The 23,032-nt window shown below is 44.4% G+C and carries 20 protein-coding genes; 13 read left to right on the forward strand and 7 right to left on the reverse strand.

The annotated features are described in order from the left end of the window. Positions 1 to 117 precede the first annotated feature (117 nt). The 4 genes from lon (at position 118) to R7P74_RS16805 (ending at position 5,534) form a co-directional block, all read left to right on the forward strand. Positions 118 to 2,469, forward strand: coding sequence for an endopeptidase La (gene lon, locus R7P74_RS16790; protein ID WP_005384300.1), 2,352 nt, complete (start codon positions 118 to 120; stop codon positions 2,467 to 2,469). Positions 2,470 to 2,660: 191 nt separating this feature from the next. Further along, complete coding sequence (locus R7P74_RS16795; RefSeq protein WP_005382341.1) at positions 2,661 to 2,933, forward strand: HU family DNA-binding protein; 273 nt, start codon at positions 2,661 to 2,663, stop codon at positions 2,931 to 2,933. A 201-nt stretch (positions 2,934 to 3,134) separates the two neighbouring features. Then, on the forward strand, positions 3,135 to 4,994 hold the full coding sequence (gene ppiD / locus R7P74_RS16800) for a peptidylprolyl isomerase (RefSeq protein ID WP_005382334.1): 1,860 nt from the start codon (positions 3,135 to 3,137) through the stop codon (positions 4,992 to 4,994). Positions 4,995 to 5,249: 255 nt separating this feature from the next. Beyond that, the gene (locus R7P74_RS16805; protein ID WP_031777211.1) at positions 5,250 to 5,534 is read left to right on the forward strand and encodes a ComEA family DNA-binding protein; all 285 of its coding nucleotides are present in this window, start codon (positions 5,250 to 5,252) and stop codon (positions 5,532 to 5,534) included. Positions 5,535 to 5,632: 98 nt separating this feature from the next. Here the strand turns inward: R7P74_RS16805 and rrtA are convergent, their stop codons facing one another. Further along, positions 5,633 to 6,184: a rhombosortase gene (gene rrtA / locus R7P74_RS16810; RefSeq protein ID WP_165401728.1), complete on the reverse strand. Its 552-nt coding sequence runs from the start codon at positions 6,182 to 6,184 to the stop codon at positions 5,633 to 5,635. Between the two features lie 3 nt (positions 6,185 to 6,187). Between rrtA and R7P74_RS16815 the strand changes: the two genes are divergently transcribed. Next, entirely contained in the window at positions 6,188 to 6,802 is a 615-nt protein-coding gene (locus R7P74_RS16815; protein ID WP_213871761.1) for a tRNA-uridine aminocarboxypropyltransferase, read from the forward strand. A gap of 6 nt (positions 6,803 to 6,808) precedes the next feature. On the opposite strand, the gene R7P74_RS16820 is transcribed toward R7P74_RS16815, so the two are convergent. The 3 genes from R7P74_RS16820 to R7P74_RS16830 all read right to left on the reverse strand — a co-directional run bounded on the left by R7P74_RS16820 (position 6,809) and on the right by R7P74_RS16830 (position 10,036). Then, positions 6,809 to 8,131 (reverse strand): anti-phage deoxyguanosine triphosphatase, encoded by a 1,323-nt coding sequence (locus tag R7P74_RS16820; protein ID WP_262634439.1) that lies wholly within the window; start codon positions 8,129 to 8,131, stop codon positions 6,809 to 6,811. A gap of 15 nt (positions 8,132 to 8,146) precedes the next feature. Continuing rightward, positions 8,147 to 8,731, reverse strand: a complete 585-nt coding sequence (gene yfbR, locus R7P74_RS16825) for a 5'-deoxynucleotidase (protein ID WP_262634440.1) — start codon at positions 8,729 to 8,731, stop codon at positions 8,147 to 8,149. Between the two features lie 90 nt (positions 8,732 to 8,821). Continuing rightward, the gene (locus R7P74_RS16830) at positions 8,822 to 10,036 is read right to left on the reverse strand and encodes a pyridoxal phosphate-dependent aminotransferase (RefSeq protein ID WP_005384283.1); all 1,215 of its coding nucleotides are present in this window, start codon (positions 10,034 to 10,036) and stop codon (positions 8,822 to 8,824) included. A 217-nt stretch (positions 10,037 to 10,253) separates the two neighbouring features. Here R7P74_RS16830 and R7P74_RS16835 point away from each other — a divergent pair, with 217 nt between their 5' ends. The 7 genes from R7P74_RS16835 to R7P74_RS16865 all read left to right on the forward strand — a co-directional run bounded on the left by R7P74_RS16835 (position 10,254) and on the right by R7P74_RS16865 (position 17,765). Further along, positions 10,254 to 11,561, forward strand: a complete 1,308-nt coding sequence (locus R7P74_RS16835; protein ID WP_042524025.1) for an isochorismate synthase — start codon at positions 10,254 to 10,256, stop codon at positions 11,559 to 11,561. After that, positions 11,558 to 13,276, forward strand: a complete 1,719-nt coding sequence (menD, locus tag R7P74_RS16840) for a 2-succinyl-5-enolpyruvyl-6-hydroxy-3-cyclohexene-1-carboxylic-acid synthase (RefSeq protein ID WP_262634441.1) — start codon at positions 11,558 to 11,560, stop codon at positions 13,274 to 13,276. Before R7P74_RS16835 ends, menD begins: the two co-directional genes overlap by 4 nt. Then, a complete protein-coding gene (gene menH, locus R7P74_RS16845; RefSeq protein ID WP_318122985.1) occupies positions 13,263 to 14,090 on the forward strand; it encodes a 2-succinyl-6-hydroxy-2,4-cyclohexadiene-1-carboxylate synthase in 828 nt (275 codons plus the stop codon). Before menD ends, menH begins: the two co-directional genes overlap by 14 nt. After that, positions 14,083 to 14,949, forward strand: a complete 867-nt coding sequence (menB, locus tag R7P74_RS16850; RefSeq protein ID WP_009707163.1) for a 1,4-dihydroxy-2-naphthoyl-CoA synthase — start codon at positions 14,083 to 14,085, stop codon at positions 14,947 to 14,949. Before menH ends, menB begins: the two co-directional genes overlap by 8 nt. 125 nt (positions 14,950 to 15,074) lie before the next feature. Then, on the forward strand, positions 15,075 to 16,064 hold the full coding sequence (menC, locus tag R7P74_RS16855; protein ID WP_186584408.1) for an o-succinylbenzoate synthase: 990 nt from the start codon (positions 15,075 to 15,077) through the stop codon (positions 16,062 to 16,064). Further along, a complete protein-coding gene (gene menE / locus R7P74_RS16860; RefSeq protein ID WP_262634444.1) occupies positions 16,049 to 17,476 on the forward strand; it encodes an o-succinylbenzoate--CoA ligase in 1,428 nt (475 codons plus the stop codon). Before menC ends, menE begins: the two co-directional genes overlap by 16 nt. Before the next feature lie 100 nt (positions 17,477 to 17,576). Continuing rightward, complete coding sequence (locus R7P74_RS16865) at positions 17,577 to 17,765, forward strand: hypothetical protein (RefSeq protein WP_017634658.1); 189 nt, start codon at positions 17,577 to 17,579, stop codon at positions 17,763 to 17,765. Here the strand turns inward: R7P74_RS16865 and R7P74_RS16870 are convergent. The 3 genes from R7P74_RS16870 to R7P74_RS16880 all read right to left on the reverse strand — a co-directional run bounded on the left by R7P74_RS16870 (position 17,762) and on the right by R7P74_RS16880 (position 21,284). Continuing rightward, positions 17,762 to 18,691 carry a YeiH family protein gene (locus R7P74_RS16870; protein WP_213973147.1) on the reverse strand — a complete coding sequence of 310 codons (930 nt, stop codon included), beginning with the start codon at positions 18,689 to 18,691 and terminating at the stop codon, positions 17,762 to 17,764. The genes R7P74_RS16865 and R7P74_RS16870 overlap by 4 nt on opposite strands. Before the next feature lie 114 nt (positions 18,692 to 18,805). Further along, positions 18,806 to 20,680, reverse strand: coding sequence for an MFS transporter (locus tag R7P74_RS16875; protein WP_115385834.1), 1,875 nt, complete (start codon positions 20,678 to 20,680; stop codon positions 18,806 to 18,808). A 13-nt stretch (positions 20,681 to 20,693) separates the two neighbouring features. After that, entirely contained in the window at positions 20,694 to 21,284 is a 591-nt protein-coding gene (locus tag R7P74_RS16880) for a TetR/AcrR family transcriptional regulator (protein WP_005382308.1), read from the reverse strand. Positions 21,285 to 21,676: 392 nt separating this feature from the next. Here R7P74_RS16880 and R7P74_RS16885 point away from each other — a divergent pair, with 392 nt between their 5' ends. Next, positions 21,677 to 22,549 carry a Tim44 domain-containing protein gene (locus R7P74_RS16885; protein WP_005384268.1) on the forward strand — a complete coding sequence of 291 codons (873 nt, stop codon included), beginning with the start codon at positions 21,677 to 21,679 and terminating at the stop codon, positions 22,547 to 22,549. Positions 22,550 to 23,032: the final 483 nt, after the last annotated feature.

A 23,032-nucleotide genomic window follows, 5' to 3' on the forward strand; every position in this document is an offset into this window, starting at 1 on the left:
GAAAAAGGAGGTAAGTAATTACCTCCTTTTTTTATTTCTCTTATTGAATCCAAACAATTAGCCCCCATATACTGCCTTAAGTAATACGTTAAACGTGAAAGCGGAAGAGAGAATTATATGAACTTGGAACGTTCCGAGCGTATCGAGATCCCGGTACTACCTCTACGTGACGTAGTGGTCTACCCACACATGGTTATTCCATTGTTTGTTGGTCGTGAGAAATCGATTAGCTGTCTAGAAACGGCGATGGAAACCAACAAACAAGTTCTTCTTGTGGCACAAAAGCAAGCGGACACTGACGAGCCTACGGTTGACGACCTATTTGACGTAGGTACGGTAGCCACCATTCTCCAGCTCTTGAAGCTTCCGGATGGCACAGTAAAAGTATTGGTCGAAGGCCAGCAGCGAGCAAAAATCAATCACTTTAAAGAGAGTGACTTCTTCCTAGCGGAAGCTGAATTTGTTGTTACGCCAGAATTGGATGAGCGTGAGCAAGAAGTGATTGTTCGCAGCGCGATTAATCAGTTTGAAGGGTTCATTAAGCTAAACAAGAAGATTCCACCAGAAGTGCTAACGTCACTTAATGGTATCGACGAAGCCGCACGCTTAGCGGATACCATTGCGGCTCATATGCCGTTAAAGTTGGTGGATAAGCAGCAAGTGCTTGAAATTGTTGACGTCACTGAGCGTCTGGAATTCCTGATGGGCCAGATGGAATCAGAGATCGACTTGCTGCAAGTTGAAAAACGAATTCGTGGTCGCGTTAAAAAGCAAATGGAAAAATCTCAGCGTGAGTATTATCTGAATGAGCAAATGAAAGCGATTCAGAAAGAACTTGGTGAGATGGAAGACGCACCAGACGAGTTCGAAACGCTACAGAAGAAGATTGACGAATCAAAAATGCCTCAAGAGGCACGTGAAAAGACAGAGCAAGAGCTGCAAAAGCTCAAGATGATGTCTCCAATGTCTGCTGAAGCAACAGTGGTTCGTAGCTACATCGATTGGATGGTCAGCGTTCCTTGGGCTAAGCGCTCAAAAGTTAAGAAAAACTTAGCGAAAGCAGAAGAGGTTCTTAATGAAGATCACTACGGTCTAGAACGCGTCAAAGAACGTATCCTTGAATACTTGGCGGTTCAAAACCGTATCAACAAGCTAAAAGGTCCTATCCTTTGTCTTGTTGGTCCTCCTGGTGTCGGTAAAACATCTCTTGGTCGTTCAATTGCTTCAGCTACAGGCCGTAAGTATGTTCGTATGGCGTTGGGTGGTGTGCGTGATGAAGCTGAAATTCGTGGTCACCGTCGTACTTATATCGGCTCATTACCAGGCAAATTGATCCAGAAGATGTCGAAGGTTGGTGTGAAGAACCCGCTGTTCTTATTGGACGAAATCGACAAAATGTCTTCCGATATGCGTGGTGATCCAGCATCGGCTCTGCTAGAAGTACTTGATCCTGAACAGAATAACTCGTTCAACGATCACTACCTAGAAGTGGATTACGATCTCTCTGACGTTATGTTTGTTGCGACATCGAACTCGATGAACATCCCGGGTCCATTGTTAGACCGTATGGAAGTTATTCGTTTATCTGGTTACACCGAAGACGAGAAGCTGAACATTGCAAAACGTCACCTTGTTGATAAACAAGTGAAGCGTAATGGCTTGAAAGCGGATGAAATCGTCATTGAAGATTCTGCGATTATTGGCATCATTCGTTACTACACGCGTGAAGCGGGTGTCCGTAACTTAGAGCGTGAGATTTCTAAGATCTGCCGTAAAGCGGTGAAGAACATCTTGCTGGATAAGGACATCAAGTCAGTAACGGTAACGATGGACAACCTAAAAGAGTACTTAGGTGTTCAACGTTTCGATTACGGTAAAGCGGATGAAAGTAACCGAATTGGTCAAGTAACTGGCCTAGCTTGGACAGAAGTGGGTGGCGATCTATTAACGATTGAAACTCAATCAATGCCAGGTAAAGGTAAGCTGACACAAACGGGTTCTCTTGGTGATGTGATGCAAGAGTCTATCCAAGCAGCAATGACAGTGGTTCGCTCTCGTGCAGAAAAGCTAGGTATCAATACTGACTTCTACGAGAAGAAAGATATTCACGTACACGTACCGGAAGGCGCGACACCAAAAGATGGCCCAAGTGCGGGTACAGCAATGTGTACGGCATTGGTTTCTTCTCTGACAGGCAACCCTGTGAAAGCAGAAGTAGCGATGACGGGTGAAATCACACTGCGTGGTGAGGTTCTACCTATCGGCGGCCTAAAAGAGAAGTTACTTGCGGCACACCGTGGTGGCATTAAGACAGTGCTAATTCCAAAAGATAACGAGCGTGATCTGGAAGAGATTCCTGATAATGTTATCGCTGATCTGAAAGTTATCCCTGTACAGTGGATTGATGAAGTACTGAAAGTCGCACTAGAGCGAGACCCGACGGGCGTTGAGTTTGAGTCTCAAAAATAGTGATGTGTAGCAAAAATAAGTAAAAGTTTACGCTGATAAGCCCAAAAAGGCTTGTCAGCGTTTTTTTTGGGCGCTAAGTTAGTTTCGATAGCTGCCAGCCCTTGATGAATAAGGGGTGGAGCATATTTTCTTAACAATGGAACGAAAGTCATCACAAAAATAATCACAGATGACACAAAGGGGAAATTACAGTGAATAAAACTCAGTTAGTAGAACAAATCGCAGAAAATGCAGATATTTCTAAAGCGTCAGCGGGTCGTGCTCTAGATGCATTCATCGAAGCAGTAAGCGGAACTCTTCAATCTGGTGATCAAGTCGCTCTAGTTGGCTTTGGTACATTCAGCGTTCGTACTCGTGCTGCACGTACTGGTCGTAACCCAAAAACTGGTGAAGAAATCCAAATCGCAGAAGCAAAAGTACCAGCTTTCAAAGCTGGTAAAGCACTGAAAGACGCTTGTAACTAATCACGGCGTTATTTCTGTAACCGGCCATTTGCTTAACTTTTGCTCAAACAATAAGTTTCGAACAAAAATTTACAAACTTCGAGCCGAACTTTCTTAAATTATGCGCATCATACTGATGCGCATTTCTTTTTCTGATATTATTGCGCCATTATTTCTATTAGATAGAAGCAGTAGGCTTCAATTGTGGAGAGCAGTTAAATTATGATGGATCGACTACGCGAAGGCGTGAATAGCATCGCGGTCAAAATTATCCTTGGACTTATCATCCTGTCTTTCGTATTTGCAGGTGTAGGTAGCTACATCGTTGGTGGTAGCAACAACTCTGCAGCGAAAGTCGGTAACACTGAGATTCCTCGTGGTGAGTTCGAGATGGCATACCAAAATGAGCGTAACCGTATGCAAGCTCAGTTGGGTGACTACTTCTCTCAAATGCTGGCTGACCCTGCATATGTTGAATCTTTCCGCAAATCCGTTTTAGATCGAATGATCAATGACGTGTTGCTTGACCAACAAGCTGAAGCTTTGGGTCTGCGAATCAGCGACACTCAAGTGCGTAGCATGATTCTAGACATGCCTCAGTTCCAATCTAATGGTCAGTTTGATCAAGAGATCTATCAAGCTTCTTTGCGTCGTGCAGGCTTTTCGCCAGACTCTTTTGCTGAGTACATGCGTCGTGAATTGGTTCGTGAGCAACTGCTGAATGCGCTACAAAACAGTGAATTTATTCTGCCGGGTGAAGTACAAGCAGAAGGCAAGCTGTTCACTCAAACTCGTGATATTCGCACGATTCAGATCGACTTAGCGGAGTTTGCGAAAAATATTGAATTGACCGACGAAGAAATTCAAGAGTACTACAAAGCAAACCCAGACAACTTTACACGCCCAGAGCAGGTTAAAGTCTCTTACATCGAACTGTCAGCTGAAGCGCTAAAGGAACAAGTTAATGTTTCTGATGCTGAGGTGAAAAAGTACTACGACGAGCACTTAAACAAATACTCTTCAGAAGAGCAACGACGTGTCGCTCACATTCTTGTAGAAGGGGACGATGAAGCAAAAGCGCAAGCTATCCTAGATGAGCTAAACGCGGGTGCAGATTTTGCGACGCTTGCTCAAGAGAAATCTGACGATTTTGGCAGCGCTGAAAACGGTGGTGACCTAGGTTGGATTGAGCGTGATGTGATGGACCCTGCTTTTGAAGAAGCGGCATTCGCACTGAAGAATCCTGGCGATACGTCGGGTCTAGTAAAGTCGGACTTTGGCTATCACATTATCAAGCTTGAAGAGCTAAAAGATTCTGTGGCGAAGCCATTTGAAGAAGTCGCTGCTGAAATCAAACAAGAGATGGTCGACCAACAAGCGATCGATCAATTCTACGAGTTGCAAAATGAGCTTGAGCGCGTAGCGTTTGAATACCCAGACTCATTGTATGATGCTTCTCAAGCGGTTAACCAAGAAGTGAAAACAACGGACTTTATTTCTCAGGTTGATGCACCTGAAGTGCTTCGTAGCCCTGCGGTAATGCAAGCTATCCTAAGCCCTGAAGTTAAAGAAGATGGCCTAAACTCTGAAGCTATCGAAGTTGCGCCTGAGCATATTATCGTTGTTCGTGTTGAAGATGCGCGTGACGAGACAGTTCTTCCACTAGAAGAAGTGAAAGATCAGGTTGTTGCAGAGCTATCTCGTGTTAAAGGTGAGCAAGAAGCGATGGAACTTGGAACACAAGTCGTTGCGGCATTGAAAGAAGGTAAGACGAACGTGCTTGCTGAAAACAATCTTGCCTTTGGTGAACAAGAGACAGTAGATCGTCGTTCTCCGTTGGCAACAACGGTATTCGCGATGGCAAAACCAGTCGATGGTAAACCAGTATACGGTCAGTCTAAAGATCTTGAAGGTAACATCATTATCATCGAGCTTGATGCTGTAAACGCAGAGCTAGATAGTGAGTTAGAAGATCAAGTTGCGATGCAAATGCAGCGTGCATCTTCTCAGCAAGATTTATCATCTGTACTAGCCGTACTGCGTGCAAATACTGACATTGAGTACTTTGTTGTGAGCAACTAAGCACAATTAGTGTAATTTGTATGTTGAATAAAACGGACCGCATAAGCGGTCCGTTTTATTTTTGTCTTTATGAACTTCAATCATCAATAGGCATTACTTAAATTAGTGCGCGTTTAAGTGATAGCGGCCGTTGTGAATTCCGGGTCATCTCAGTTTGTTAAATGCATAACCATATTGCTTTCCATTGCAAACTTGATAGTGACTCGCTCTCGACGACTGTTTTTAGCCTACTATTTTGGAGATTGTATGTTCAATATGAAATGGATTTTGACATTGTGCTTATTTGTTTTTGCACCTTTTAGCATGGCTGCGGATTCAGCCACTGACAAATATGAAGGAATTGAAATTACTGTAAATATCAACACGGCCACTGCTGAAGAAATTGCGACCATGTTGAAAGGTATAGGTGAGAAGAAAGCGCAGAGTATAGTGGACTACCGCGAGGAACATGGCCCTTTTAAAACGGCAGCAGATTTGAAGAGCGTAAAAGGCATAGGTGAAGCGACAGTTAAGAAAAACGAAGACCGCATTTTACTGTAGCTTGATGTATCGTAGATATTGAGTCTGAATTCAGAACAATATCTGTTTCCCTATTACTGCTTTCCCGAACCAGCCCCTCTTTCGTGGTTCGGGATTTTTTATCCGAATAAACGACGGCGAAGGCCTTTTTCCATTAAAGCCATTACTAACCCACCGAGTGCGCCAAACATATGAGCATCAATAGCAACGTTTGCACCGATAAGCTCAGCAGTACTGCTGGATGGGCCATAGACCTGCTCCCATGCTACTTTGGCGATTAGCCCTCCGACTAACAACACACTGCTTCTTCTGCTTTCAAAGACTTCTCTGAGCGCCCAAAATCCAAACAATCCGTGTAATACGCCGGATAAACCCACGTACACCGACATGTTGGTAAACAAATTCAGCGCACCAACACATGCACATAAGATTGAAAAAACGATAAGGAAGTTACGAGTGCTTGGGCGAAAAATAAAAGTAATGATCCACAATCCTGCGAGGTTCATTCCTAAGTGCGCAAAGTTGGTATGTGTGAGATTTCCTGTTACGATTCGCCACCATTCACCATGGCGTATATTGTAGCTGTGCCACTCGGTTAGGCTTGCCATTGGTTCAAATTGAAGTATCAAACAGATCACGCTGATAATACTCAGCAAGGTATAAAGGTTCACTCTATGTCTCGTTATTGTTCTCGTTGTGGAAAATCGCAAAAAGCGTGTATTTGCCAATGGATTGTACCGCTGGCAAGCGAGGTAGAACTTATCATTCTTCAGCACACGAGTGAAGAACATCGTCCGCTTGGTACGGCACGGATTCTCAATTTGAGTTTAGATAACTGTATTTGTTTGATAGGAGAGGACTTTTCTTGTGATGATGTCTTAAATCACTTATTAGCGGATGAGTCATATCAACATTTTGTTCTTTACCCATCAGAAGAGTCACGATGCATTTCTGAAATCACTCAAGCGAGTCATAGTGTATCTAAGAAAATACGTTTGATTTTGCTCGATGGTACGTGGAAAAAAGCGTACAAAATGTGGCAACTCTCAAGCAACTTACATTCATTCCCAACCGTGCAGTTGCCTAAGCAACTACAAGGGCACTACACCATTCGTAAGGCGCCCTCTGAGAATAGCTTATCGACAGTCGAGGCTGGTTATCATTCGCTTCGCTTGCTTGAACCCGAGCGAGACTTTACACCGCTGATGCGTGCCTTTGAAAAGATGATCGAATTCCAAATCGCCCAGATGCCTCCGGGCGTTTTTGAAAAGAATTACTTGAAAGGTTGAGTGTTACTAAAGAACGATGGAAGAGAAAAGTTGGCGGTGTAGCTTTTGCGCGTGACCATCGGTCATTGCAGAAATATAATCGGCGATGACCCTCATTTTATTGCTCTCGCTCTTCGCCTGACACCACAGATCTTTTGTATGAACGGGTAGTAATCGCTCTGGGTCTGCTGTTAACGCTTCAAAAATATCCATAATAATTTGCTGACCCTTATACTCAACGATCTGGACCTGCGGGACTTGGATAACGAAGGTGCTGACAAAGTGCTTGAGTATGTCAAGTGCACGTGCCATCTGTGGTTCTAAACACGCATTCCAAGACAGTAACGGGTTATTAAACGGCTCATCCACCATTTTGATTGAAATGCTGGTCAGTAGCGCGTTAACCATACCACCGATGGCATCTTTCCGCTCATGGTGCTTACCGCTAAATAGCATCTGTCCGATGGAATCGATATGAGCTTCAAACCACGGGTCGCCACAGTCCGCTAATTGACTTGCTGCGCCTTCTTGCCATTGCTGACGTGTCACCATACCAAGTACGATTGCATCTTCTAAATCATGAACACCGTAGGCGATATCATCTGCTAGCTCCATGATTGAGCAGTCGATTGATTTAAAACGCGTTTTACTGTGCTCAAACTCCGATTCTGGCGTTGAACGCATCAGACTAAGCAATGCCTTGTCGTTGTCAGAAAGCGGTGCAATTACCCAATCAAATAAGTCTTTATCACAATCATAAATGCCTTTAGCTGGGCTCCAATCTTTTGCTTTTAGTTTACGTTGATGCTCGGCTGGTTGAGGCAACTTGACGGAGCGTGTTTGACTAATGAGGGCAGGGTACTTAATCAAACCAAACAGCGTGCGGCGTGATAAATTCATTCCGAAATGCTCGGTATAAGGCTCTAACTTAGTGACGATACGAAAGGTTTGGGCGTTCCCCTCGAAGCCGCCATGTTCGCGCATTACGTAGTTTAGAGCGACTTCTCCCCCATGACCGTATGGAGGATGCCCGATGTCGTGAGCCAAACATAATGAATCAATTAAGCTGTCTGATGGTAATAGTTCACGGAACTCTGGTTGTTTTTTCTTTAACTGGGCGACGATACCGGTCCCGAGTTGCGACGCTTCTAAGGAGTGTGTTAACCGACTGCGGTGAAAGTCTTCCAAGCTATTGCCGTGTACTTGGGTTTTTGCTTGTAGGCGTCGAAATGCAGCCGAGTGAAGAATGCGCGCTCGGTCTCGTTGGTACGGGCTCCGATGGTCGTCTCGACGGATTTTATGCTCATCATCATGGCGCTCTTGCCATTGCGGGTGTAATTCAAACGACACGATTATCTCCGTAAGCTAACTGATTTCATCTAACGATAATTCGAAACTTGGGGCAAAGGTATTGAGAAAGTAATCCATTTCAGGTGTTCTGCGTTCTTGCAAAGTGACGTCTAAGCGTTTTTTTGCCAGAGCGAACTCATGGTTGCCGGCGCTTAGTTCTTCGAGACATTTTAAATAGGCACAGATGGAATCGGCTTGCTTAACGATTTTTGCGTCCTCTTCATGTGCAGAGTGGGAAAGAAGATAGGGGGAAAAATCATCTTGGAACTCTTCCGGTAACATTGAGAGTAATTTTTGTTCCGCTGCCGATTCTATCTTCTTATATTCTTTGGCAATTTCAGGGTTGTAATACTTCACTGGAGTTGGAAGATCACCCGTTAATACTTCACTGGAATCATGGTACATGGCAAGAATCGCTATGCGCTCTGGATTAAGGTTGCCGCCGAACTTTTTGTTTTTAATTAGGGCAAGGGCATGAGCGACAAAAGCAACTTGTAAGCTATGCTCTGAAACGTTTTCTGGTGAGACGGACCGCATTAAAGGCCAGCGTTGGATCAGCTTCATTCGAGCCAGGTGGGCGAAAAAATGGCTTTCTTTCATGGCTTTCTCCGTTTCTGGTGTAAAAAAGGAACTCACTAGGAGTTCCTCTAAGCATATGAGAGATCAGCACTAATTACTACCAGTGATTCATTACTGGCTGTAGGTTGATAGGAATCTTTCAAAACGTCCAATGGCGATTTCTAGATCTTCAACGTGCGGTAGTGTCACGATGCGGAAGTGGTCTGGTTTTGGCCAGTTAAAACCAGAACCTTGCACCAGTAAGACCTTCTCTTGTTTTAAGAAATCTAAAACCATCTGCTGATCGTTCTTGATGTTGTACATTTTAGTGTCGATTTTCGGGAAGAGGTACATCGCACCCTTAGGTTTGACACAAGAAACACCAGGAATCTGATTGATCAGTTCATACGCTCGGTTGCGCTGCTCTAATAAGCGTCCGCCAGGTAAAATCAGTTCATTAATACTCTGGTATCCACCTAACGCGGTTTGAATCGCATGCTGCATTGGTACGTTTGCGCATAAACGCATCGATGAAAGCAGCTCCAAGCCATTCACGTACCCTTGAGCCAGATGTTTAGGCCCCGTTAAGAACATCCAGCCACCACGGAAACCACAAACACGGTAGGCTTTTGAAAGGCCATTGAATGTCATGACTAGCACGTCTTCAGTGAGTGTGGCGACTGAGGTATGTGTTGCACCGTCGTACAACACTTTGTCGTAGATCTCATCTGCGAAAATGATCAGTTTGTGCTGGCGTGCTATCTCAATCACTTCAAGTAGGAAGTCACGGCTGTATACCGCACCTGTCGGGTTGTTCGGGTTGATCAGAACAATGCCACGTGTCTTTGGTGTGATTTTCTTTTTGATGTCTTCAAGGTCTGGGTACCAGTCAGCCTCTTCATCACATAGATAATGAACCGGCTTACCACCAGATAGTGCAACTGAAGCTGTCCATAACGGATAGTCTGGTGCTGGGATCAGCATTTCGTCGCCATTGTTTAATAGCGCTTGCATGGCCATTACGATCAACTCAGACACGCCGTTACCTACATACACATCTTCGACATCTAGCGAGCGTATACCTTTACGCTGATAGTGTTGGACCACAGCTTTACGAGCAGAGTAAATACCTTTGGAATCACAATAGCCTTGAGAAGTCGGCAGATTACGAATCACGTCGACTAAAATCTCATCAGGGGCGTCAAAACCAAATGGGGCAGGGTTACCAATGTTTAGCTTTAGGATTTTATGCCCTTCTTCCTCCATGCGCTTAGCATGTTTGAGTACAGGACCCCTAATGTCGTAGCAGACATTGTCGAGTTTTGACGACATCCCGATATTTTGCATTGTTTAATTCCTAAAAATTCGTTAATTTCTTTATTAAAATACAATAATTTGTTTTTTATTAGAATATATATCTGTAAATAATCTGTCTGCTGGTTAAGTTTTGCTCGCTTGCTATCACAGGATTTTGCAAAAGATCGCATACGACCTTGATTTGCTTTGGGTCTAAACTTAGAGTAGCCGTCAGTTACCATTTATCCTCACATACAACGAGGTTGATTTGTCACAGTTCCATCAAGCCGTAAAGAGAATTATCGAGCGAGTTCAGCAATCGGAAGGCAATCAAACACGTCTGGTCGAGCCCCTTAGCGAGAAACCTAATTTCTCATTTATTGATTGGCTTGATGCACAACCACTTTTCCCTAAGTTTTATTGGCAGTCCCGCGATACACGTGAAGAGGTCGTTGCACTAGGGCAATTGCACGCTTTTGTTGAGCCAGGTCCTGCTTATACCATTCTAGGTGAAGGGCAAAGAGTCTGGGGCGGGCGCTCTTTTGATGGACAGCATGAGAAGAATCGTCGCTGTATGCCTTCTTTTTTCTTTTTGCCTCAAATTGAGTTAATTCGTTTTGACCAACAGTGGTCTCTCGCAGTTAATATTTCAGAAGACAAAGCGCGAACTCTAGCTGGGTTGAATAAACTGGTTTGTGAGGTCGCGACCTTAGCTCCAATTTCGTCTCACATCCGCTCTATTGTTCATACGCCAAGTCAGCCTCAATGGAATGAGTTAGTTCATAAGGTTCTGACTGGTATAGAGAATGATGATTTTAAGAAAGTGGTTTTAGCGCGTCGCTCTACCGTGCAGCTTGATAACACATTAAGTGCTGCACAGCTACTTAAAGCAAGTTACTTAAATAACCATCATAGCTTCCATTTCATGCTGAGCTTAGACAGTAAGCACAGTTTTATGGGGTCTACGCCAGAACGTTTGTATTCTCGCGTAGGGCATGAGCTACATACCGAAGCGTTAGCAGGTACGATTGGTCGGGGAGACAATGCCACTCAAGATATGGAGTTGGCGAATTGGTTATCCCAAGACCAAAAGAACCTCAACGAAAACCAGTATGTGGTGGACGACATCATTGATCGTCTATTACCGCATTCTGAAATGGTTGAAGTGGAAGCTGAACCGAGTTTGGTCAGACTACGAAAAGTGCAGCACCTTAAGCGAAATATTCACGCTAGTCTAAGAGCGGGGATAAATGGTGTTCAGTTGTTATCGGCGCTTCAGCCAACAGCGGCGGTTGCTGGCTTACCCCGACAAGAGTCCATGCAGTTTATTCTTGATAATGAGCCCTTTGCACGCGGCTGGTATGCAGGCTCTATGGGTTACATTAGCCATGAACGAGCAGAGTTTTGTGTCGCAATCAGAAGCGCGCTTGTGCTCGGTGATCAAGTACAACTGTTTGCGGGCGCAGGGATTGTGCCTGGTTCTGTGGCAGAACATGAGTGGGCAGAACTTGATAAGAAAATGTCGACGTTACTTACGCTGATTTCTGATCATCCGCCATTGGGAGTCGCATCATGAGTCATGACCAAGCGGTGCTCAATCGAGTTTGGTCAGAAACCATATTGATTGAGCTTCAGCGATTTGGCGTTAAGCATGTTTGTATCGCTCCCGGATCTCGTTCTACTCCTTTAACTTTAGAAGCGGCAGAACAGTCCGACTTTTCCATTCATACTCATTTTGATGAGCGTGGACTGGGCTTTATGGCTCTTGGTTTAGCGAAAGCTACTCAGGAGCCAGTGGCAATTATCGTTACCTCTGGTACGGCAGTGGCGAACCTATTACCGTCGGTTGCCGAAGCCAAACTTACTGGTGAAAAACTGGTGCTGCTGACAGCAGATCGTCCAGTAGAACTTGTCGGCTGTGGTGCAAACCAAGCGATAAATCAATTGGGTATTTTTTCACATCATGTTTCGGCCAGTTTGAATTTACCAAGCCCAAATTTAGCAACGTCGCTTAACTGGTTGCTGACCTCTGTTGACGAAGTGATGTTTACTCAGCAATTGCAGGGTAGTGCTGTTCATATTAATTGTGCATTTCCAGAGCCTTTGTATTCCAACGGCGCAAAAGCGGATTATCAAACCTACTTAGATTCGGTCGCCGGATGGCGAAAAGGAAGCGGCACTTATACTCAGCGTTTTAGCCATTTGTCACAGGCGAACATCCCGCCTTTTTCAGACAAAAAAGGCTTGGTTGTGATTGGCAGCTTACCGCTTGAACAAGCGAAGTCGGCGCAGGCATTTGCACAAAAGATGGGATGGCCAGTACTTGCAGACCCGCAAAGTGGTCTCAGTTCGAATTGGGCGTATTACGATGTATGGCTTCAACTTCCCGAGTTCGCAAACGAGCTTGAATCTTGTGAACTTATTATCCAATTTGGTAGCCGAATCATCTCCAAACGTTTGAACCAATGGATTGATAAACAAGTATCGAAAAATCAACAAAGTAAAGACGTTCAGTATTGGTATGTCTCACCTTGTATGGACCGGAATAACCAAAATCATCTGGCGCAAATGCACTGGGTTGAGCCTCCTAAAACGTGGGTTTCTCGCATTAGTTTTGAGAAGTCAATATTTGCTGGGTGGGCTGATAGGTTAGCGAATGACGTTAAGCGAGTTCATCAACGTATCGAAGAAGCCTTCCTATCTGATTCAGCGTCTGCCATTGACGAAATTGCGTTGGCAGCAGACATCAACGAGCGCACAAAGAACGTAGATGTTTTCTTGGGTAATAGCTTGTTTGTTCGGCTTGTTGATATGTACGGAAAATTGGATGGTGTAGAGGTTTTCACTAATCGAGGCGCGTCAGGGATTGACGGTTTGTTTGCTGCGGCATCAGGCGTGCAACGGGCAAGAGGTAATCCGTTACTGATGTATATCGGTGACACAGCAGCACTTTATGATCTCAATTCTCTGGCGCTATTTTCTCACAATAAACTGCCGGCGATACTTGTTGTTACTAATAATGACGGCGGTGCGATTTTTGATATGTTGCCAGTACCACCAGAGCGCAGAACGACATATTATCAAATGCCTCATGGTTATCAGTTTGAACACGCGGCAAAGCAGTTTGGTTTGGCGTATTTGCATGTTTCTACACTGGAGCAATTCCAATCATCTGTAAAAGAGCATTTATGTCACGGCCAAGGAACGTTGCTGGTCGAGGTTCAAACCCCATCTAACCAAGCTGCTGAGACACTCAAGGCATTTAATAAGAGTCTGAATGCTTTACTTTGAACGTTCCCCTGTATTAGAAAAACACCAAAGTAGAACGTTGCCTACTCTGGTGTTTTTGCATGGTTTGCTTGGTAGCGGTGAAGACTGGCAATCGTGTATCAACGCGTTACCCGAGTATGAACGTGTTACGGTTGACCTCCCTGGTCATGGGCATAGCCAATCTATTTCTTGCAGCGATCTGAATGATTGCTGCAAACTTCTTGGTTCCACACTATCTTTATTATTTCCCTCACAACAACCACTTATTTTGATTGGTTACTCTATGGGCGGCCGCATTGCGATGCATGGTATTGCCCATCAATGCTTTCCAGATCTCAATATTGCGGGCGCGATTGTTGAAGGGGGAAACTTCGGGCTTCAAACTGAGTCAGAGAAACAGGTGAGATTAGAGAATGATGCTCGCTGGGCAATGCGTTTCAAAACTGAACCACTTGAACGTGTTTTGAACGATTGGTACCAACAAGCGGTGTTTTCTTCACTAAACCATGAGCAAAGACAAACATTCATTGCGAAGCGAAGTGATAATCTTGGCTCAGCGGTGGCGAATACGTTGATGGCGACATCGTTAGCCAAACAGGCATATTTGTTGCCCTCACTGCAAAAGCAGAACATACCAGTGTATTACTTGTGTGGTGAGAAAGACCAAAAATTTAGCCAACTGGCACAACGTAGCGGGTTGGCGTATCAACAAGTTGAAGGCGCTGGTCATAACGTCCATCAAGAGCAGCCCAAACAGTTTGCGATACATATCAAGCAAATAATTCAGTCTCACTTTGGTGAGAGTAACGAGAACAATGGGAATCACCATGGCTAAAACAGTAGGCATTTCTGAAGAAGAACTTTACGCTCCGGTTCAATGGAAAGATTGCAGCGAGAAATACGAGGACATTCATTATCACAAGTCTGTAGATGGTATCGCGAAAATCACTATTGCACGTCCTCAAGTGCGTAACGCGTTTCGTCCTCAAACGGTAAAAGAGATGATTGATGCGTTGGCAGATGCACGCTACGACTCTGGTGTTGGCGTGATCATTCTGACAGGTCTAGGTGAAGACGCATTCTGTTCTGGCGGCGACCAGAAGATCCGTGGCGACTACGGCGGCTATAAAGACGACCAAGGTACGCACCACCTAAACGTATTGGACTTCCAACGCGATATTCGTACTTGTCCAAAACCAGTTATTGCATCGGTAGCTGGTTGGGCTGTTGGCGGTGGTCATGTACTGCATATGATGTGTGATCTAACAATTGCAGCTGACAACGCTCAATTTGGTCAAACAGGCCCTAAAGTGGGTTCATTTGACGGAGGTTGGGGCGCATCTTACATGGCTCGCATCGTAGGCCAAAAGAAAGCTCGCGAAATTTGGTTCCTATGTCGTTTCTACAATGCTCAAGAAGCAGTAGACATGGGCCTAGTAAACACAGTTGTACCACTAGCGGATCTAGAGAAAGAAACCGTTCGTTGGTGTCGTGAAGTACTACAGCACAGCCCAATGGCACTGCGTTGCTTAAAAGCTGCATTAAACGCAGATTGTGATGGTCAAGCGGGTCTGCAAGAGTTAGCGGGTAACGCAACGATGATGTTCTACATGACAGATGAAGGCCAAGAAGGTCGTAATGCCTTTAACGAGAAGCGTCGCCCAGACTTCGATAAATTCCCTCGCAACCCATAATCCGTCTAAATGAGGAGCGTGTTAGCTCCTCTGTTCCTTTTTTCCTGAGCGCCTCGCCCTCTGGGAGGCTGGTGGGATTGCTCGTCAGAACGCTCAAATATACGGCATTACATAGGACTTGAATTATGCGTGAAGCGAAAATTTATCGTTATAGCTTGCCCATGGATAGTGGTGTCATCCTACGTGACAACAAGCTAACCGAACGTGTTGGTTATGTTGTTGCGCTTTCCGAAGATGGTAAAACAGGGCTTGGAGAAGTCGCTCCTCTTCCTGGTTTTAGCTTAGAGAGCGCCGAAGATGCGGGTGTTCAGCTACAAGAACAGGCGGAGCGTTGGGTTGCAGAGTTGGATGTGGATTATGCCAATATGTACCCGTCGGTTGCGTTTGGTTTATCGATGGCACAGCTTGAATTAGCTGGTGGCTTACCACAACAAGGTAAATACCAAACAGCGCCACTATGCACTGGCGACCCAGATGAGCTCATTCCAAAGCTGAACGAAATGGAAGGTGAGAAAGTCGCTAAGGTGAAAGTTGGACTTTATGAGCCAATTCGCGATGGCATGCTTGTGAACCTTTTTCTTGAATCAATCCCTCAATTAACGCTTCGACTTGATGCAAACCGCGCTTGGACACCAGAAAAAGCGCAGCAGTTTGCTAAATACATTACTCCGTCTTTGCGTCAGCGCATTACCTTTTTGGAAGAGCCGTGCCGCTCTCCTGGCGATAGTCTCTCTTTTGCGATTAATACTGGTATTGCTATCGCTTGGGATGAAACATTGCAAGATGCGGTTCGTCGTGAAGATTTCCGTCTTGAAGATCTAACTGGTGTGAAAACGATCATCATCAAACCCACACTCATTGGTTCAGTGGATTTTTGTATTACACTGATAAAGAAAGCGAAGTCACTAGGGATGAAAGCAGTGATTAGCTCGAGCATTGAATCCAGTCTCGGTTTAACTCAATTAGCGCGCTTTGCCCAATGGCAGCTGCCTGATGAAGTTCCAGGTTTGGATACGATTGGCTTATTCAAAGCTCAGCTAGAGCAGGGCTGGCCTAAGTGTGAACTTCCCGTTCTTCCTCTAAAAGACCAGGAGATTGTGTGGCATTCTGCGTAGACAATATTGCGAAGGCACCATGGAAATATTGGGCTCAAACGAGCCCTTTTTCTATTGCACTCAAGACATCAACAGAAGTATTAAACTGGCAACAACTCTCGAAGCGTATTGACCAATACACTCACTATTTGAATGACTTGGGTGTAACTCGGGGGGATGTGCTGACTTTGGTTGGCAAGAACCAAGTAGAAACACTGTTGTTTTATCTTGCCTCCAAACAGTTGGGTGCGCTCGCTGCGCTGACCATGGAACAACCACTAGATAAGTTGCAGGGTAAGCTTGCTACACTTTACAGGCCTGATCAAACTCGGTTTATCTGGTTTTCTCAGGAGTGCGCTTCGACCTTTTCTGAACATGATATACAAAAACTCAAGGCAACATTGCTTTCACCGCCTGCAGTATCACAGCAAGAGAGTGATTCGTTGACTGAAGATAGCTATCATCATGACCGGCTCGCTTCAGTAGTATTTACTTCTGGCTCTACAGGGGAGCCTAAAGCTGTGGTTCATACACATCGACAGCATCTTGCGTCTGCAGAGGGCTTGTTGCAGGAGTTCATTTTCACTCAGCAAGATGCTTGGCTATTATCGCTTCCGTTGTATCACGTCTCTGGATTAGCGATTGTCTATCGTTGGCTATATGTCGGAGCAACACTAAAAGTCGGTTCAGGGAAACTTGTTGATGATGTTCAGGGCGTATCACACGCTTCTTTGGTTGCGACTCAGCTCAAACGGTTATTGGATGATGATGCACATTTGTCATTGACACATGTGCTACTGGGCGGCAGCCACGTTGATCACGAATTGGCACTACGAGCAACAAGGCAAGGCATTGAGACATGGTTAGGTTATGGGATGACGGAGGCGGCCTCTACCGTTACCGCAAAGAGAATTGACAGCACCAGTAATGCTGGACATGTATTGAAGCACCGTAAGATAAAATTAGTTGACCAACGCATTTTTATTGGCGGTAAGACATTAGCGGCAGGGTATTTCCATCAAGGACATGTTACCCCATTTCTGGATGAGAAAGGCTGGTTTGACAGCAAGGATCTTGGCGAGTGGCAAGGTGATGAATTAAAGATAATCGGCCGTGCCGACAATCAGTTTATCTCTGGTGGTGAGAATATCCATTGTGAAGAGATTGAAGCCGCTTTGAACCAAATTGATGGTGTAGTGCAGAGTATAGTGGTTCCAGTCGAAGACGCGGAGTTTGGTCATAGACCAGTAGCTGTGATTCAGACCAATGGATTGCGCAGCAAGTCGGAGTATGACCAGCACTTGCAATCAAAGTTAGAGAAGTTTAAATGGCCAGTGGAATACCATGTAATGCCACAAACTCTACTAAAAGGTGGGATCAAAATTTCACGTAAGGCCGTGAAAGAGTGGCTGCTGTCATCACTTCAGCATTAGTCAATTTTGCTATGTATTAGTCATAAAGAGAATTTCGTATCCTTATAACTCTGAATCATAATTATGCTTCTTCGTGGAGAGAAAATGCATAAGGTTCAGGATGGCAAAGCTAGTTTTAATTGCGGCAGTAGCACTACAAATTGGTATCGCGATAAGTAGTGAAGGGCTAGCCCGCTCTCTTGCAGAGCTAACGGCATTTTTGATCGCTATTGCGTTGGTCGTTATATACAAAAATAGCAAACGGGAAATACCGTCCCCTCAACGCGATAAGCAGACCACCAATATCTAAAACAGTAACCAACTTAGAGAAGTGGTCGAAATTAACACCCACAGAGTCACGCCAAACAACAGCGGCTTAGCTCCAGCTGACTTTAGTTTTGAAATTGAAATGCTGCAACCTATCAAGAACAGACATACAACCAACGCTTGCTTTGCTCCAATGAAAATGCCGTGATAGACCATTTCAAATTGAGGAAAGAAGTCGCTAAACGCGATAGCTGCACAGTACCAAAAAATGAAATAAGGGATAGCTAGTTTTTTCTTTCCATTCTCTTTTTGGCCTCTTGAAAAGATGACGGCACTGATAAAAGCAACAGGAATGATCCATAAAGCGCGCGCGAGTTTCAATGTTGTTGCCGTCGTTAGTGCTTCTTCCCCATAGGCCGAGGCAGCCCCGACAACAGAAGATGTGTCATGAATGGCAATCGCAGCCCATGTGCCAAACGTGTGTTGATCTAGCCCTAAAGCATGTCCAATCACAGGAAACACAAAGAGTGCAATGGAGTTCAGGACAAACACTGTTGCCAGTGCTAATCCAATCTGCTCGTCTTTCGCTTTAATCGCCGGTGCCACAGCAGCAATTGCGCTACCACCACAAATTGCAGTACCTGATGAGATTAAGTAAGCGGTTACTCGCTCCAATTTAATTACCCTGGCAATGAGAGTGCCCATGATCAGTGTGCCTGTAATAGTGGCGATGATCAGGCCGATACCATCCGATGTGACTGCAAGTGCTTGCTCGAAGTTGATGCCAAAGCCTAAGCCAATAATCGAGTAAGACAGCAGCTTTTTAGTAAAAGAAGCGATGGGCAGCTCGGAAGGCACAAAACCAAAACTTGCGAGTAGAAAACCGATAACTAGAGCAATGGGAGAGGAGGCAAGAGGGGTTAGACAAAAAAGTAACGCCAATCCAAACAGGAGGTAGTTTCTATTCAAGGTTTTTATTCGCTGTTGTGAATGAAAGGGAGAGTATATCGCACTGGGTGTGGTCAGTTTGTCTTAATGATTTGAACACATGTTCAGTTATCCTAAACATGTGTTCAAGTGTATTTATCGCCAGTCGCCTCTAAGTTGATGCACTTTATCGAACATTGTTTTTGCCGTTGCCTCGTTTGGTGGCACCGGTTGTCCTGCCTCTATTTCTAGCTTTGACCAAAATCGAGTCGGTAAGCCACAGCATGCGCGACCTTTTGCGCGGCTGAAATAGCTTCCCCATAAGCCTTTAAGTGCAACAGGTATGACAGGTACTGGACTACGACGTAGAATGATATCAATACCGCGCATGAATTCATTCATTTCACCATCTGAAGTTAATCTTCCTTCAGGGAAAATACAGACGATATGACCTTCGCTTAGCGCGGCTTCCACATCGTTAAATGCACGTCTGATAGAGCTTCTGTTACTCGCTGAAATTGGAATTACCCCAGTTCGACGTAAAAAGCGCCTTAATGGAGGTAGGTTGGCGTAATCTTCCTCCATCACAAAACGAATCAACCTTGGGCATACTGCACTAAGTAGCAATGCATCCATGTAGCTTACATGATTACATACAATCAATGCCCCACCATGCTCGGGTAGGTTGTGTAGATTCTTATGCTTAACTCGATAGATGGTGTGCGTAAGCATCCACATGACAAAGCGAACTACAAAAATAGGTATTTGCAAAAAGATGTAAGCGGCAACTAAGAAATTTAAAATGGCTAACAATGCAAACAGCTGAGGAATTGTCATCTTGATTACACTTAGGCACACAATACCCAAGACAGCGCTGCCGACCATAAACAGAGAGTTAAAGATGTTGAGCCCTGCGATGACTTGAGCACGTTCGGTTTCCTTTGCTCGATGCTGCATTAATGCGTAAAGAGGCACGATAAACAAACCGCCCGAAGCGCCAATCATCAATAGGTAGAAAAATAATGGCCAAAAAGGCTCATATCTAAAGAAGTCTACAAAGTTATGGAAAATAGGTAGATCATTGGGAATGGAAGTGGCCATTAGGTACCCAAATACCGTAATGCCAAAGGCACCAATTGGCACAATACCGACTTCGATACGATGGTTTGAGATCCAATTGCAAAGTAGCGACCCTAGCGCGATACCAATGGAAAATAGAGCGAGCAAGAAAGACACCGCACTCTCGGTGCCATTTAGGTAAATCTTAGTGAAATTCGGGAATTGTGTTAGATATGCGGCGCCTAAAAACCAAAACCAGCTTATTGCCATTATGCATTGAAAAACAACTCGATCGGATTTGGCGATAGAGAGCGTGTGTTTGGTTTGCTTGTATGGTTGCCAACGAAAAGAGAGATTGGGCGCGCTGGCTGCAGCAAAGGGGATTGAGCGGCTCGACAAGTAGCCTAACAATGCGAAGATCACGACACAAAATGCGGCAAGGTATTTTGCGTTGTCTGCAGAGGCTATAATCCCAGCGCCTAAGGTGCCAATAAGGATGGCGATAAAGGTACCAGCTTCAACAAGAGCGTTGCCGGGCACTAACTCTTTAGCATTTAACTTTTGAGGCAAAAGGGCATATTTAACTGGGCCAAAAAATGCTGACTGTGTGCCCATTAAAAACAGTAGCAATAAAAGCACACCATAACTTTCGGTTATGAATCCGATGGCACCCAACAGCATGATGGCTATTTCAAATAGTTTGACCTTACGAATAAACCATGACTTTTCATATTTGTCGGCTAATACGCCAGCGGAAGCAGAGAACAGAAAGAACGGTAGAATGAACAAGCCTGCCGCAAGGTTGATGAACAAATTGCTCGAAATAGGCAGTGCACTGGAGCCAGCGAATGCGACAAACAACAGCAAAACGTTTTTAAAAATATTGTCGTTGAAAGCGCCAAAAAACTGAGTAATGAAATAGGGCAGGAACTTTCTCTGCGTAAGTAAGGACGGCTGTCTGTCGGATGACATGGATAATCCTTTGTTACCAGTTCGTGAGGTAGTTAGAAAGAAGATTACTGATCAATTCTTTGCCATCAATCGGTTCACTAGAGAAAAACTTATCATCAACACTGAGTAAAGTAATGCCATGTACGCCAGACCAAAGGACTCGACTCGCTTGAATCACTTCGGATTCAGTACGATGTGGTGCGATTTGAGCCAATAGTGACTCTAGCATTCCCGTCATACCATCGATACGTTTGGCATGCCATTCCGGAAGTTCTGCTCCATTCATGTTGTGTTCGAACACTAACTGCCAACGGTATGGGTGTTTTTGAGCAAAATCGTGGTAGCAATAAGCGAGTTCAAAAAGCGCTTGATGGGAGTCTTTGCTGTCATTAGTCGCTTTGCGTGCTTCTTGAGATAACTCATCTAAAGTTTGAGCGACAACATGAAGCAACAACAAATTATAATTACCAAAAACATTTACCAATGTGCTTGGCACGTAACCAATCATGTTAGCGATTTTACGAAGACTGAGTTCGTGGTAAGAATTCTCATCTAAAAAGTTTTTGACCGTTGTTAAGGTCAAATTCACTAACTCTTCTCGGGTGTGATCGTTTCTGCGCGCCATACTCTCAAACTACTTTATTGAACATCGTTCAATATGATAGTCAGCTACCTATTAACCGTCAACAAGGCAATGTGTCCAAGTGCCCTCAAGGTGTAGGATTCTGAGCTGTGTCACTGATTCTAATTCAAGTAAAACAATCTGGAGTATTAGTGAACTTATTCCATACTTTTTTTACATTGATCAAGCGCCTTCAGCTGAATTGCAAGCAGTGTGAGCAGTCTGCATTTTTGGCAATATTCTGATACATGTCAGCTTCTATAAGCTATTTTCATCAATCGGTATACAGAGTATGATGACTTAAAAATCATCTTTGGCGTGCTACTGTTTGAAACAACGATTGTTTCGTCTTGAAAATGGGGCACTATCTTAGATAGCTAACTTTAAGGATAACGATGAAACGTTTATTTTCTATTGTTGCTTTATTGATGTTTACTGTTGCTGTAACGCCTATCGCGGAAGCGAAGAAGTTTGGTGGCAGTAAGTCTTTCGGTAAGAGCTACAAAACTGCACCAGCACCGAAACAACAGCAACAAAACACCAATACGGTCGGCAAAGATCAGACGACAAAGTCTTCAAGTAAGAAAGGCCTTATGGGTGGTCTGCTAGGCGGACTTCTTGCTGGTGGTCTACTTGCTGCATTCTTTGGCGGTGCTTTTGAAGGTATCCAGTTTATGGATATCCTAATTATTGGTTTGATTGCCTTTGTCATCTTTAAACTAATGCGCGGTATGCTAGGTGCGAAGCAGGGCAGTATGAACCAGCATCGTCAACAGCCTGCATTTGGTGGCAACGCATCTAAGTTTGAGCAACCAAACATGCAAAACTTTGAGCAACAACCAAACACAAATAATGGTGGCTTTGGTGGTTTTGGCGCTCAAACAGACGTACCACATAACTACCCACCGGGTTTTGACCAAGCAGCGTTCATTAATGGTTCTCGTGAACACTATCGAATCCTGCAAGGTGCGTGGAATCACAACCAGCTAGAAACTATTGAAGAATATGTTTCTCCAAGCTTGTTTGAAGACCTAAAAGCAGAGCGCGCGAAGCTCGACGGTGAGCAGCATACTGATGTAATGTACGTTGATGCAGAGATCGTCCGTGCTGATTACGATGCAAATAAAGCACAGCTTAGTCTACAGTTTAGCGGTCGTTACCGTGACACAGTAGAAGGTGTTGAAGAAGAAATCGAAGATATCTGGCACCTAGAGCGTGACTTGACTGCGCCTAATGCGCCATGGTTAATCGTTGGTATTCAAGGCTAGTCACCTTTAAACCGATTTAGCCACTAGTAAAAATCCCGCACCCCCTGCGGGATTTTTTGTATCTATCATTTATATTTCTTGTACGTGCTTTTACACAAACATCACTAATTGAGTCCGCTTGATAACTTTTGCTCTAATTTTGCGAGCCCCCTTTTTCTAGTAAGTCCTCAAGTGTTTTCCTAGTTATATTGAACATTCATATTAAGGCCATACGAACTAACAAAATCAAAATAGCTAGTACATTGTTTGTAGGGTAAAGATCTGCTCCTCAGCCTTTTGTTTGTGGAGCTTCACATGGGGTTGGTTACTTTAGTGAGATTGAGTATAGGTTATACCAATCGTAGTAAATAACTGGTCATTCTAGCTTGTTAAAATACTCGATAACTGCGTTGCAATTTTTGATTGCAGAATAACTACTTATCGAAAAATTGCGCCTTGTTCTCAAGCATTTTCCCTACGCTATTTCTGATCACTTATTTACTG

It is taken from the genome of Vibrio sp. 2033, from assembly GCF_033339735.1.

Excerpts from the sequence above, each read along its gene's own strand:
- lon (WP_005384300.1), top strand. The coding sequence starts at position 118 with ATGAACTTGGAACGTTCCGAGCGTATCGAGATCCCGGTACTACCTCTA.
- ppiD (WP_005382334.1), top strand. The coding sequence starts at position 3,135 with ATGATGGATCGACTACGCGAAGGCGTGAATAGCATCGCGGTCAAAATT.
- R7P74_RS16805 (WP_031777211.1), top strand. The coding sequence starts at position 5,250 with ATGAAATGGATTTTGACATTGTGCTTATTTGTTTTTGCACCTTTTAGC.
- R7P74_RS16815 (WP_213871761.1), top strand. The coding sequence starts at position 6,188 with ATGTCTCGTTATTGTTCTCGTTGTGGAAAATCGCAAAAAGCGTGTATT.
- yfbR (WP_262634440.1), bottom strand. The coding sequence starts at position 8,731 with ATGAAAGAAAGCCATTTTTTCGCCCACCTGGCTCGAATGAAGCTGATC.
- R7P74_RS16830 (WP_005384283.1), bottom strand. The coding sequence starts at position 10,036 with ATGCAAAATATCGGGATGTCGTCAAAACTCGACAATGTCTGCTACGAC.
- menD (WP_262634441.1), top strand. The coding sequence starts at position 11,558 with ATGAGTCATGACCAAGCGGTGCTCAATCGAGTTTGGTCAGAAACCATA.
- menH (WP_318122985.1), top strand. The coding sequence starts at position 13,263 with ATGCTTTACTTTGAACGTTCCCCTGTATTAGAAAAACACCAAAGTAGA.
- menB (WP_009707163.1), top strand. The coding sequence starts at position 14,083 with ATGGCTAAAACAGTAGGCATTTCTGAAGAAGAACTTTACGCTCCGGTT.
- menC (WP_186584408.1), top strand. The coding sequence starts at position 15,075 with ATGCGTGAAGCGAAAATTTATCGTTATAGCTTGCCCATGGATAGTGGT.
- R7P74_RS16865 (WP_017634658.1), top strand. The coding sequence starts at position 17,577 with ATGGCAAAGCTAGTTTTAATTGCGGCAGTAGCACTACAAATTGGTATC.
- R7P74_RS16875 (WP_115385834.1), bottom strand. The coding sequence starts at position 20,680 with ATGTCATCCGACAGACAGCCGTCCTTACTTACGCAGAGAAAGTTCCTG.
- R7P74_RS16880 (WP_005382308.1), bottom strand. The coding sequence starts at position 21,284 with ATGGCGCGCAGAAACGATCACACCCGAGAAGAGTTAGTGAATTTGACC.
- R7P74_RS16885 (WP_005384268.1), top strand. The coding sequence starts at position 21,677 with ATGAAACGTTTATTTTCTATTGTTGCTTTATTGATGTTTACTGTTGCT.